Here is a 12,354-nt window from a genome sequence, read left to right as displayed (position 1 = left end):
CTCATTTATAAATCAAAAAACATTTAAATATCTATGGAAAATAATCAAAAATATGCCCTTATTACCGGTGGTTCGGCTGGTATAGGGTTTGAACTGGCAAAACTGTTTGCTGCCGATAAATACAACCTGGTGCTTGTCGCGCTGGAAGAACAGGAACTTGCCAATGCCGCAGCGCAACTAAGGCAACAGGGCGTTGAAGTTATCACTATGGCGAAAGACCTGTTCGATCGTCAAAACGCTTATGCCGTATATGATGAAGTAAAGGCTAAAGGTATCCAGATAGACGTACTGGTAAATGATGCCGGACAGGGAGCTTACGGTTTATTTAAGGATAACGATATTGAACGTGAACTGCTTATCATCGACCTTAATATAGCCTCGCTTGTAATATTAACCAAACTATTTGTACAGGATATGGTTGCACGCAATGAAGGTAAGATACTCAACCTTGCCTCTATTGCCAGCCAAACACCGGGACCTTGGCAAGCAGTTTACCACGCTACTAAAGCGTTCGTGTTGTCGTTTAGCGAGGGTATCCGTTATGAGTTAAAAGATCATAACATCAGCGTTACCGCGCTGCAGCCTGGCGCTACCGATACCGACTTCTTTGCCAAAGCAGATATGCTTGACGCGAAGATTGTTCAGGACAAGAGCAGCCTGTCAGACCCTGCCGATGTAGCTAAAGATGGTTACGAAGCGCTAATGGCCGGTACCGATAAAGTGGTATCAGGCTTTAAAAATAAAGCTATGATGGCCATGAGCAACGTTACACCTGAAACAACTTTAGCAGGTATGATGGACCAGATCCAAAAGCCTGTTGATAAGGACAAAGAGTAAGATACCAGTAATATTTTGCAATAAAGGGGCTCTTCGGCACAACCGAAGGGCCTTTTTTGCGTTATGTTATTACATTTATAGCGTGTGCAAACATGCTTCTATTGCCTGCGTCCAATTTTAATAGGTGATATTAAGCAGGTTACTTATATTTACAAGCCGTTTACTAAAACAAACAGATATAAATGATCCTCCTTGTTGACGACAAGTCAGAGAATTTAATAGCATTACGAAAAACATTAGAAAGCCGTGGTTTTGAAATTGACACGGCACTTTCGGGTGAAGAAGCGCTTAAAAAAGTACTGAAAACCGACTATCAACTTATTATTCTTGATGTGCAGATGCCCGGTATGGATGGCTTTGAAGTAGCCGAGGCTATCAGTGGCTTCAGTAAAACACGGGATATTCCAATTATATTTCTTTCGGCTGTTAACGTCAGCAAAAAGTTCATCACAAAAGGCTATGAAGCAGGGGGTAGGGATTATCTTGTTAAGCCTTTTGATACAGATATCCTGGTGCTTAAGATTCGTACATTTATTAAGCTTCATGAACAAACTACCGAGCTGAATACTATTCAGCAGTCGTTATTAAAAGAAATAGCCCAGCGTAAGCAAGCTGAAAGCAAAAAAGATGAGTTTATAGGCATTGCCAGCCACGAACTGAATACACCGCTTACTTCGGTAAAAGGTTATTTGCAATTAGCCGAAAGGCAGCTTGAAAAAGATCAGGTTGATCAGGCAAAAATGTTTATTGGGCGTTCAAAAGCACAAGTGGAAAAGCTAAATCATCTGGTGTCAGACCTGCTTAATGCTACCCGGATAGAAACCGGTAAGCTTAACTATAAATATACTGAGTTTGAGCTTGAACCCTTTATAGGTCACGCTGTTGATAGTGTGCTGCAGTCGTACCCTGATGTGCAAATCAATACTGATGTAAACGGCTCCGTTAAAATTTATGGAGATGAAACGCGGCTTGAACAGGTGCTGGTGAACTTCCTGACAAATGCTGTGAAATACGCTCCTGAAAGTAATAATGTATGGCTAACTGCCCGTTTATTGCCCGGTGATCTTGTTGAAGTACGCGTTCGTGATGAAGGTATCGGCATCCCAAAAGAAAAACAGCCCTACATCTTTGATAAATTTTATCGTGTAGAAGATAATCATAACCAGTTTCAGGGACTTGGCATGGGCTTATACATCTGTTCTGAAATCATCAAACATCATGGCGGCGAATACGGCCTTGAAAGTGAGCCGGGTAGCGGGTCAACCTTTTACTTCAGGATTCCGCTAAAAGCAGTTCAATAATTTTTCTTTTATTTAAATAAATGAAACAAACACTTACGAGAAATTTGCAGATAGGTTTTGGCTTTACGCTCCTTCTGCTTATTATCAGCTCTGTTTTATCGTATGTAAGCATACAAAACTTGCTAACCAGTTCAGACATGGTTGACCATAGTAACCAGGTGGTAGCCCAACTGGAATCCATCATGTCGACCATGAAAGATGCCGAAACCGGTCAGCGTGGGTTCTTGTTAACCGGGAAAGACGAATTTCTTGAACCTTATAAAGGAGCTTACGGCAAAGCGCTTACTACTACAAACAAAGTGCTTGGCATGACAACCGATAACCCGCGTCAACAAGCCAATGTCAATAAGATTAAAAACATTCTTTTAAAACGCCTTGATATTTTACAGGATATCCTTGATCAACGGCAAAAAGGTTTAGCCCTTACTGTTGAAGAGTTGCGTAAAGGGCGGATAGCTATGGATGAGCTGCGCCAGGCTATAAGTACTGCTGAAACAGAAGAAAGAAGCCTGCTTGCTGCTCGTGTTGAAAAGCTGCAATCGTTTACGGGGCTTACACCGCTCATTATCATTTTTGCAGCCATCCTTTCTGTGGTCGTGTCGGTTTTCTCATACTTAAAAGTTACCGCAGATATGAGTGAGCGCATGCGTTTGCAGCGTGTGCTTGAAATCAAAGAAGAGGAAGTTAGCAGGCGTTTGGAGATCATTCGAAATATCGCCGGGAAAATTGCCGCCGGCGATTATGGCATACGGGTTGATGACCATGAGAAGGATGATCTGGGAAGCTTGGCGCTGGCGTTGAACCGTATGGCCGAGTCGCTGCAAACGTCGTTTACCAAACTTACCGATAACGAATGGCTGCAAACGGGTATTAGCAAGCTAAATGAAGAAATGATTGGCGAAAAGGATGTACCTGTTCTTGCAGCAGATATCCTCAAGTTCTTAATGGAATACACCCGCAGCCAGGTAGGTGCTTTGTATACCCGAAACAACGGTACTTTAACACTTGAAAGCAGTTTTGGTGTAACAGATATACCAGCCTTCGTAAAAGTTGGTGAGGGTATTGCAGGGCAGGCAGCCGCCAACGACCAGGAAATATGGCTGAAAGATATTGCCGAAGATCAATTAGTAATAAACCATGTCGGTGGTGGGATCAAAACAAAAAACATCCTTGCCATTCCTATTCATCATGAAAAACAGGTTAAAGGTGTAATAGAACTGGCAACAATATATGAGTATCCGCCACGCAAGCTTGATTTTCTGCATAACGTATCGGGTAATATAGGTTTATCATTAAATGCGGCTGAAAACCGTAAGAAATTACAAGAGTTGCTCGAAGAAACTCAAGCGCAGTCGGAAGAATTACAGGCGCAGCACAGCGAGCTTGAAAATGTAAACACCGAACTTGAGGCACATACGCAAAAGCTTCAGGCATCAGAAGAAGAATTGCGTGTGCAACAGGAAGAACTGCAGCAGGCTAACAACGAGTTGCAGGAGCGTAACAGCATCATTCAGGAGCGTAACCTTGAGATTCAGAAAAAAGCTGAAGAGCTTGAACAAAGCACAAGGTATAAATCGGAGTTTATGGCCAACATGTCCCATGAATTGCGTACGCCGCTGAATTCTATCCTGTTATTATCAAGATACCTGTCTGAAAACAATGAGAATAACCTGAATGAAGAACAGATAGAATCAGCCAACGTAATTTTGAATTCAGGCAACGGCTTGCTGAAGCTGATTGATGAGTTGCTTGACCTTTCAAAAATTGAGGCCGGTAAAATGGAGCTTGAATATCAGCGTGTGCAGGTTAATGATCTGCTATCAGGACTGCAGGCCATGTTTGTTCCGGTTGCCCGAGAGAAAAACCTGGCTTTCGTTATCAATAATGAACTTGGTGCCGCGGCCGAGCTGGAAATTGACAGGATGCGCTTGGAGCAAATCCTGAAAAATTTAATTGCTAACGCGTTGAAGTTTACTTCAACCGGGCAGATCAGCGTTTCACTGCGTCCATCAGAACAACATCCGGGATTTGTTGATTTTTCGGTTACTGATACCGGTATAGGCATTCCGAAGGAAAAACAGCACCTGGTGTTCGACGCGTTTCAACAGGCTGACGGCTCCACTAAACGCAAATTTGGTGGTACTGGGCTTGGTCTTTCAATCAGTCGCCAGTTGGCACGTTTGCTTGGCGGTGACATCAGCCTGGTAAGTGAGCCCGAAAAAGGAAGTACGTTCACGGTTACCATACCTGCGGATAGAACAGTCAGCCTTGATCTGCCTGTAAATCAGTTGCCCGAAGTTGAAACGCCTGTAAATATTCAATCAACACCGACTGCTAATAAATTCCTGGTGCCGGTTATCCCGGAAGATATCCCGGACGACAGGGAAGGGCTACTGGATACTGATAAAACGGTGCTGATTGTTGAGGATGATACTGCATTTGCAAAATCGCTACTGAAGTTTACACGTCAGCGTGGTTATAAAGGTATTGTAGCCGTGCGCGGTGATCAGGCGCTTGAACTCGCGCAGCATTACCGCCCTGTAGCTATATTGCTCGATATACAACTCCCTGTAAAAGATGGCTGGGAAGTTATGGAAGAGTTGAAGACTGACCCTGCCACCCGTCATATTCCGGTGCATATTATGTCGTCGCTTGATGCACGTAAGGAAAGCCGTATGAAAGGGGCTATCAACTTTATCAATAAGCCTATCGCTATCGAGCAAATGAAGCAGATATTCCACAGGCTGGAAGAAGCGCTTAGCAAAGGGCCAAAAAAAGTATTGATAGTTGAAGAGAATAATAAGCACGCTGAGGCCTTAGCTTTCTTCCTCGAAACTTTCAATGTGTCGTCGGCAGTGTCGGGCAATGTATCTGATAGCATAAAAACACTTCAGGAAAAAGAGGTAGAATGTGTTATTATGGATATGGGTATCCCCGGGCAAAATGCATATGAAACGCTTGAAACAGTAAAGAAAAGCCCGGGACTGGAAGATTTGCCGATCATTGTATTTACAGGTAAAAACCTTTCAGCGGGTGAAGAGCAGCGCATCAGGCAGTATGCCGATACCATTGTGGTAAAAACGGCTCACTCTTACCAGCGTATTCTGGATGAAGTGGCGCTTTTTCTGCACTTGGTTGAAGAAAACCGTAAAGGCGGTGGCGCACTCGAAAAGGACAAAAAACTGATGGCTCTAAATGAAGTGCTTGAAGGAAAAACCGTACTAATAGCCGACGATGATGTCAGAAACATATTCTCGCTTACACGTTCACTTGAAAAGTACGGTATGAAGGTGATATCAGCTACCGATGGTAAAGAGGCATTGCAGCAACTTGAGCAGCATAAAGAGACCAATGTTGTGCTAATGGATATGATGATGCCTGAAATGGATGGTTACGAAAGTACCACGCGCATAAGGCAGCATCCCGACTTTAAGCACATTCCGGTTATTGCCGTTACGGCTAAAGCCATGCTGGGCGACCGTGAGAAATGTATCAGTGCGGGCGCTTCAGATTATATTTCAAAGCCGGTTGATATCGATCAGCTTATTTCATTGTTAAGGGTTTGGCTATACCAAAAATAGAAACTATGCCGGCTAAAAAAATACTTGTTATAGATGACGACGCACGTAATGTGTTTGCGCTGAACCTGGTGCTAAAATCAAAAGGCTATACACTGGTTTCAGCTTCCGACGGACCAACAGGCATTCGTATGGCTGAACAGGACGCTGATATAGCACTGGTGTTACTGGATATGATGATGCCCGAAATGGATGGTTATGAAGTAATTTCAATCATTAGGTCGAAACCTGCTATAGCGAAGCTGCCATTGATAGCTGTAACTGCACAGGCCATGGCCGGCGACCGGGAAAAATGCCTTGAGGCTGGCGCTGATGATTATATTTCAAAACCTGTGAACGTTGATCAGCTGATTGTGATACTGGATAAATACCTGTAACCGGATGGAGAAAGTAGTAACAGATCAGCAGATAGAAATATTGCTGAATGATCTGCTGGAGAAATACGGGTACGATTTTACCGGTTACACCAGAGCCTCGCTTAAACGCCGTATAAACCGGCTTTTTTCGTTAGACAAGTTTCCCAGTTTTGCTGAGTTTCGTTTCCGGTTGCGTACAGATGAGCGCTATTTTGCAAGGTTTATAGAGGAGATCACCGTGAACGTTACCGAGATGTTCAGGGACGCAGGTTTCTTCAAAACTTTAAAAGAAGAGGTATTGCCGGTGCTGGCAACTTATCCTTTTATCAGGATATGGCATGCGGGCTGCTCAACAGGTGAGGAAGTGTACTCCACCGCGATTTTCCTCAAAGAGGCAAATTTATTGCACAAGTCATTATTATATGCTACCGATCTAAATCCGGCAGTAGTGAGTCGCGCGGCAAAAGGCATGTTTCCGCTGCATCATCTGAAACAATACTCGCAAAACTATCATCAGGCAGGCGGTACGGCCGAATTTAGCAGCTACTACACAGCCGCTTATGATCACGTAATTTTTAGTGAAGAATTGCGAAGCCGTATGGTTTTTTCAACACATAACCTCGTTTCCGAGAGTTCTTTTAACCAGTTTCAGTTGGTAATGTGCCGCAATGTGCTTATTTATTTTGATAAAGAACTTCAAGGCAAAGTTTTTGCTCTTATTGACGAAAGCCTTGACCCGCTCGGTTTTCTCGCGCTCGGAAGCAAGGAAAGTATGAAAATGTTTCCTATTGTTTCGCGCTACCGGCAGGTAGGCAAAGAGAAGATATGGAGGAAAGTTACTTAGAACAACGTTGCGTTATAATTGGGGGCTCCGCCGGTAGTTTGCAGGTTGTACAGCATATACTAAATAAGCTTAAGCCGGGATTTCAATTGCCGGTAATTATTGTATTGCACCGAAAAACCGATCATACCTCCGGCTTAACGGATGTATTTAATTATAGAAGCACGCTGCCGGTTAAAGAAGCTGAAGATAAAGAGATAATTAATCCTGGTACAGCATACGTTGCGCCGGCAGATTATCATTTATTGATTGAAAAAGATCTTTCTTTCTCTCTTGACGGTTCCGAAAAAGTGCATTACTCACGGCCAAGCATCGATGTAAGTTTTGATGCTGCGTCTGAAGCTTTCGGAGCAGGATTGATTGGTGTTTTATTATCAGGAGCTAATGCCGACGGTACAAAAGGCCTGGAGATTATACGTGCTAAGGGTGGAATAAGCATTGTCCAGAACCCGGCAAGCGCACAAGTGCCCTTTATGCCCAAACATGCCATTGAAAGCGGCGTAGCGGGTTTGGTAATGACGGCTGAGGAAATAAGCGAATATCTGAATTTGCTTTAAAGCCAGAAACTACACGTTGTCATCTAAACTGGTTACTTTTCCTATAATGATGATAGATGGATAAGTTAGCTGATGCTGCTCAGCTAAAGCCGGCATATCCTTAATTGCCCCCTTAACCGATCGCTGATGCGGCAGTGACGCATGCTGAATAATTGCCGCCGGGGTGTCGCCTTTATTATATTGTGTATAAATTCTGGCGATCTCAGGTAATTGTTTCATGCCCATATAAATAGCCACAGTAGCATTACTTTGCATGGCCAGTTGCAGATCGCCCGATAAAGTACCGTCCTTTTTAGTCCCGGTTAACATCCAAACACTTTCACTTACTGCGCGGTGTGTTAAAGGAATATCATTTAAACCCGATGCCTGCATACTGGTAATTCCCGGCACGTAGGTTGTTTTTATACCAAGCTGCCGTGCAAACACTACTTCCTCATAACCACGTCCGAAAATAAACGGGTCGCCGCCTTTTAATCTTACAATCATCCCACCCTTTTTTGAGTAATGCTCAATTAATTCATGTATTTCTTCCTGTGAAGTATATTTTGTATAAGGTTTTTTACCTACGTACACGTGTTCGCAATCAGGTTTTGTATAATTCAACAACTCTTGGTTAGCCAAATTATCATAAAGGACAACATTTGCCTTTTGCAGAATGTTGAATCCTTTTAAAGTGATTAACTCTGGATCGCCTGGCCCTGCTCCAAGTATTACTAATTCAGCATTTCCCTCATTAACTGTCATCTTTAATAATAATTCTTTTAAATATTTACTTAAATTCCTATTAATATTACATAAGATATAAAAATTAGTCAAAATTTTAATTTTTAATCTGATAAATATTGTATGAATAATAAAAATAGTGAAAATAATTGCCTTTAATATTGATTTTTATAATTCATATTTCTATTATTGTGTAAGACATCTCTTTCAAGGTCGCAAAAATTGAGAGTAATGTTATTTTAAAATTGCTTTAACAATAAATTACCGTATGAAACCAACTATTGTAGTGGTAGGTAATGGCATGGTTGGTTATAAGTTTTGTGAAAAGCTTGTGGCCAGGTCAAACGCTTACCGTATTGTTGTTTTTGGTGAAGAGCCCCGCCGGGCTTACGACCGTGTGCATCTCAGCGAATATTTCGCAGGTAAATCAGCAGAAGATCTTTCCATGTCTTCCTCTTCCTGGTATGCTGATAATGGCATTGAACTTCATTTAAGTGATCCTGTTCAGGAGATCAATCTTGAGGTTAAAGCTATTCATTCTTTAAGCGGTAAAATTATTAATTATGATTATCTCGTGCTGGCCACCGGGTCGGGGGCTTTTGTACCTGATATTCCTGGCATAGAAAAACAGGGTGTTTTTGTTTACCGCACTATTGATGACCTCGATAAGATCAAAGAATACGCTGTAAATGCAAAAAGCGGTGTAGTAATGGGTGGCGGCTTACTTGGGCTTGAGGCGGCTAAAGCGCTTATTGATTTGGGGATTAATAACGCTGATGTAGTTGAATTTGCCCCGCGACTTATGCCAAGGCAAATTGATACTGCCGGAAGTGCCATGCTGCAATCAAAGCTTAGCCAGTTGGGTTTAAGTATCCACCTTAATAAAATTACATCTTCTATTGAAGGTGACGGGTGTGTAACCGGCTTGCGTTTCAACGATGATTCGCTGCTTGAAACGGATATGCTGGTGATATCGGCAGGTATCCGTCCGCGTGATGAACTGGCGCGGCTGGCCGGCCTGCAGGTAGGTACACGCGGTGGCATTGTGGTAAATGAAAAAATGCAAACCAGCGATCCTGCGGTTTTTGCCATTGGTGAGTGCGCGCTGTATGAGGGCATGATATACGGATTGGTTGCTCCTGGTTATGAAATGGCTGAAGTGGTAGTGTCGCAATTAACCGCAAACGATAAAACCTTCAATGGCTTTGACATGAGCACCAAGCTTAAACTAATAGGTGTTGATGTGGCCAGTTTTGGTGATGCTTTTATAAGCGAGCCCGATTGCCGTACGCTGGTTTTTGAGGATACGCATAAGGGTGTTTACAAACGGATAAACATCAGTAATGATGGTAAATATTTGTTAGGTGGCATTTTGATAGGTGACGCGGCGGCTTATAATATGCTGCTGCAAACGGTAAACAATAAAATTGTGTTACCGCCTGATCCTGAAGACCTGATACTTGGTGCCCGGGGTGCCGAGCAAAGCGGCGGTGCAGGTGTAATGAACCTGCCTGATGAGGCGCTTATCTGCTCGTGCGAGGCCGTTAGCAAAGGTAGTATCTGCAGCGCGGTAAACAATGGGGCTGTTAATCTTGATGCATTAAAAAAATGTACCGGCGCGGGTACGGGTTGCGGCGGTTGCGTGCCAATGGTAAAAGACCTGATAGCCGGTACCCTTAAAGCTAATGGCCAGTATGTTAAAAATGTAATATGCGAGCACTTTGATTATTCACGGCAGGAGTTGTTCGATCTGATAAAGGTTAATAAGCTAAAAAATTATGATCTGGTGCTGGATCACCATGGCAAAGGTGATGGCTGCGAAGTTTGCAAGCCGCTTGTTGCCAGTATTCTTTCCAGCTTATGGAATGACTTGATTGTAAAACAGGATACCATTCAGGACAGCAATGACCGTTATCTGGCAAATATTCAGAAAGGGGGCACTTACTCGGTTGTGCCGCGTATACCGGGTGGTGAAATTACCCCTGAAAAACTAATTGTAATAGGGCAGGTAGCTCAAAAATATAACCTGTACACCAAAATAACCGGCGGACAACGTATCGATATGTTCGGCGCACATGTAAATGATCTGCCGGATATATGGGGAGAATTGATAAATGCCGGTTTTGAAAGCGGGCACGCTTATGGCAAATCATTGCGGACTGTGAAAAGTTGTGTAGGCAGCACCTGGTGCCGGTTTGGTTTGCATGACAGTGTATCGTTCGCGATAGAAATTGAAGAGCGTTACAAAGGTGTCCGTTCGCCGCATAAACTGAAAGGTGGTGTAAGTGGATGTATCCGCGAGTGCGCTGAAGCGCAGGGTAAAGACTTTGGTATTATAGCTACCGAAAAAGGCTGGAACTTATATGTGTGTGGCAATGGCGGCTCGAAACCGCAGCATGCCCAGTTGCTTGCAGCTGATATCGACAGCAAAACCTGTATCCGGTACCTCGACCGCTTTCTGATGTTCTATATTAAAACTGCCGACCCGCTTACACGCACGGCAACATGGCTGAATAAACTTGATGGCGGCATGGCATACCTGAAAAATGTTATTGTAAACGATAGCTTAGGTATAGGCGATCAGTTGGAAGAGGAAATGCAGCTGCTGGTTGATAGCTTCCACTGCGAATGGAAAGAGGTGGTGAACAACCCTGAGTTGCGCAAGCGCTTCGCGCACTTTGTAAATGCTCCGCATGAAAAAGATCCAACGGTAAAATTAGAAACCATGCGCGAGCAGGTAAAGGCCGCGTGGTAATTAATTAACTATTAAGCTTAATAAAAATGGAAGTTTTAGAAGATGTACAATGGGTGCTGGCTTGTTATACAGATGATGTACCCGAAAATGGCGGCGCTTGTGTAAAGCATGGCAGCGAACAGATTGCGGTTTATAATTTCAGCCGCCGTGGCGAGTGGTATGCTACACAAAACCTTTGCCCGCATAAGCAGCAAATGGTGCTGTCGCGCGGAATGATCGGCAGTGCCGGTGAAGCCTGTGAGCCAAAAGTGGCTTGTCCGTTCCATAAAAAAACATTCTCTCTTTTATCCGGCGAATGTTTATCGGGAGAGGATTATCAGATCAAAACCTATCCTGTAAGGGTTATAGACGGTAAAGTTTATATTGGAATAGTTTAATTGGTTGACGGGATAAGCGTGGCCAACGCGTCATGGTTGGTTATGGTAATGCTTTTCCCCAAAACACTTACAAGACCATCCGTTGCCAGTTCGTTAACTACCCTGAAAACCGTTTCGTAAGTAGTGCCTGCATATGAGGCAAGGTCCTGCCGGCTTAAACGTATATTGATAAAGCCTTCCTGGGTTATGCCAAATTGCTTATGAAGTTTCAGCAACGCATCGGCAACCCTTCCTTTTACCGGCATGTGTGCTAGGTCGCGCATGCGCCGCTCAGATACCCTTAATTCATTGGCGAAAAAATTAACCAGCTGAAAAGTGAGTTCGTTGTTCACACGAAGTGTGCTTTCGAAAAAGCCCATATCAACATAGCAAATAATAGAATCTTCTATAGCGGTTGCCGATATTGGGTAAGTTAGGTTTTCGCCCAATCCGCGGTGGCCAAGTATAGCTCCGTTAGTAGCAAAACGTAGAATCAGTTCCTTCTCTTCGTCCCATTGTTTTGATACCTTAATATTTCCCTGATAAACGAAGTAAATTCCTGTAACAGCGTCTCCTTCTTTAAATAATTTCTCGCCGCGCTTTAGTTTTATGTTAATTTTTGCATATTGTATTGCATGATGCCAGCCATTAATGCAGTTTTTGCACATAAAACAAGAATTTACATCGCAAATTGCTTTATTTTTTTTCATGGAATAACAAAAAAGGAAGTTTTTTACTAAAATATTCAGTGAATGTTTAATAACGAAACATTATATACTGATTTGTATAAATTTATAATTTAATTTTTTTAAAAATAATGATAAAAGTATGAATAATAGCAATGTTATAGGCTAACATGTCAATTTTTTAATTGCAAAAATCATAATTATATTAAAAAATTGCATGTAATAATTATAAAAATCCGAAAAGTTGTGATTTTTGTAAGGAAAAAATAAAGTTTTGTTTTAAAAATTATGTCTGTTTTATTATTTAAGCTATATTTACTAAAACAAGAAGATGAAAATATGCATAAATGACTTATGCAGAATG

10 protein-coding genes are annotated in these 12,354 nt (G+C 42.6%); 8 read left to right on the top strand and 2 right to left on the bottom strand.

Annotated elements, in window-relative coordinates:
• Nucleotides 1-33 precede the first annotated feature (33 nt).
• From EOD41_RS12880 to EOD41_RS12855, 6 genes are all read left to right on the top strand, one after another.
• Nucleotides 34-837 (top strand): SDR family NAD(P)-dependent oxidoreductase, encoded by an 804-nt coding sequence (locus EOD41_RS12880; RefSeq protein WP_127705527.1) that lies wholly within the window; start codon nt 34-36, stop codon nt 835-837.
• A 182-nt stretch (nt 838-1,019) separates the two neighbouring features.
• Nucleotides 1,020-2,138, top strand: a complete 1,119-nt coding sequence (locus EOD41_RS12875) for a hybrid sensor histidine kinase/response regulator (protein ID WP_127705525.1) — start codon at nt 1,020-1,022, stop codon at nt 2,136-2,138.
• Between the two features lie 20 nt (nt 2,139-2,158).
• Complete coding sequence (locus EOD41_RS12870; protein ID WP_127705523.1) at nt 2,159-5,719, top strand: response regulator; 3,561 nt, start codon at nt 2,159-2,161, stop codon at nt 5,717-5,719.
• A gap of 5 nt (nt 5,720-5,724) precedes the next feature.
• Nucleotides 5,725-6,093, top strand: a complete 369-nt coding sequence (locus EOD41_RS12865; RefSeq protein ID WP_127705521.1) for a response regulator — start codon at nt 5,725-5,727, stop codon at nt 6,091-6,093.
• 4 nt (nt 6,094-6,097) lie between these two features.
• On the top strand, nt 6,098-6,916 hold the full coding sequence (locus EOD41_RS12860; protein WP_127705519.1) for a CheR family methyltransferase: 819 nt from the start codon (nt 6,098-6,100) through the stop codon (nt 6,914-6,916).
• Nucleotides 6,898-7,470, top strand: a complete 573-nt coding sequence (locus EOD41_RS12855) for a chemotaxis protein CheB (RefSeq protein WP_127705517.1) — start codon at nt 6,898-6,900, stop codon at nt 7,468-7,470. The genes EOD41_RS12860 and EOD41_RS12855 overlap by 19 nt, the downstream gene beginning before the upstream one ends.
• 9 nt (nt 7,471-7,479) lie before the next feature.
• Here EOD41_RS12855 and cobA read toward each other — a convergent pair whose 3' ends face one another.
• Nucleotides 7,480-8,214: a uroporphyrinogen-III C-methyltransferase gene (gene cobA / locus EOD41_RS12850; protein WP_127705515.1), complete on the bottom strand. Its 735-nt coding sequence runs from the start codon at nt 8,212-8,214 to the stop codon at nt 7,480-7,482.
• Nucleotides 8,215-8,461: 247 nt separating this feature from the next.
• Here cobA and nirB point away from each other — a divergent pair, with 247 nt between their 5' ends.
• Complete coding sequence (nirB, locus tag EOD41_RS12845) at nt 8,462-10,948, top strand: nitrite reductase large subunit NirB (RefSeq protein ID WP_127705512.1); 2,487 nt, start codon at nt 8,462-8,464, stop codon at nt 10,946-10,948.
• A 26-nt stretch (nt 10,949-10,974) separates the two neighbouring features.
• Nucleotides 10,975-11,325, top strand: a complete 351-nt coding sequence (nirD, locus tag EOD41_RS12840) for a nitrite reductase small subunit NirD (RefSeq protein WP_127705510.1) — start codon at nt 10,975-10,977, stop codon at nt 11,323-11,325.
• Here the strand turns inward: nirD and EOD41_RS12835 are convergent.
• Nucleotides 11,322-11,972, bottom strand: coding sequence for a Crp/Fnr family transcriptional regulator (locus EOD41_RS12835; RefSeq protein WP_240663393.1), 651 nt, complete (start codon nt 11,970-11,972; stop codon nt 11,322-11,324). The genes nirD and EOD41_RS12835 overlap by 4 nt on opposite strands.
• Nucleotides 11,973-12,354 lie beyond the last annotated feature (382 nt).

The organism is Mucilaginibacter limnophilus, assembly GCF_004005815.1.
In the GTDB taxonomy this organism is placed as follows: Bacteria; Bacteroidota; Bacteroidia; order Sphingobacteriales; family Sphingobacteriaceae; genus Mucilaginibacter; species Mucilaginibacter limnophilus.
This window is presented reverse-complemented; position numbering and strand designations above follow the sequence as displayed.

Bases quoted from the DNA above. Each gene is read 5' to 3' on its own strand.
- EOD41_RS12880 (WP_127705527.1), top strand. From the start codon at position 34: ATGGAAAATAATCAAAAATATGCCCTTATTACCGGTGGTTCGGCTGGT.
- EOD41_RS12865 (WP_127705521.1), top strand. From the start codon at position 5,725: ATGCCGGCTAAAAAAATACTTGTTATAGATGACGACGCACGTAATGTG.
- EOD41_RS12875 (WP_127705525.1), top strand. From the start codon at position 1,020: ATGATCCTCCTTGTTGACGACAAGTCAGAGAATTTAATAGCATTACGA.
- EOD41_RS12835 (WP_240663393.1), bottom strand. From the start codon at position 11,972: ATGTGCAAAAACTGCATTAATGGCTGGCATCATGCAATACAATATGCA.
- EOD41_RS12870 (WP_127705523.1), top strand. From the start codon at position 2,159: ATGAAACAAACACTTACGAGAAATTTGCAGATAGGTTTTGGCTTTACG.
- nirB (WP_127705512.1), top strand. From the start codon at position 8,462: ATGAAACCAACTATTGTAGTGGTAGGTAATGGCATGGTTGGTTATAAG.
- EOD41_RS12860 (WP_127705519.1), top strand. From the start codon at position 6,098: ATGGAGAAAGTAGTAACAGATCAGCAGATAGAAATATTGCTGAATGAT.
- EOD41_RS12855 (WP_127705517.1), top strand. From the start codon at position 6,898: ATGGAGGAAAGTTACTTAGAACAACGTTGCGTTATAATTGGGGGCTCC.
- cobA (WP_127705515.1), bottom strand. From the start codon at position 8,214: ATGACAGTTAATGAGGGAAATGCTGAATTAGTAATACTTGGAGCAGGG.
- nirD (WP_127705510.1), top strand. From the start codon at position 10,975: ATGGAAGTTTTAGAAGATGTACAATGGGTGCTGGCTTGTTATACAGAT.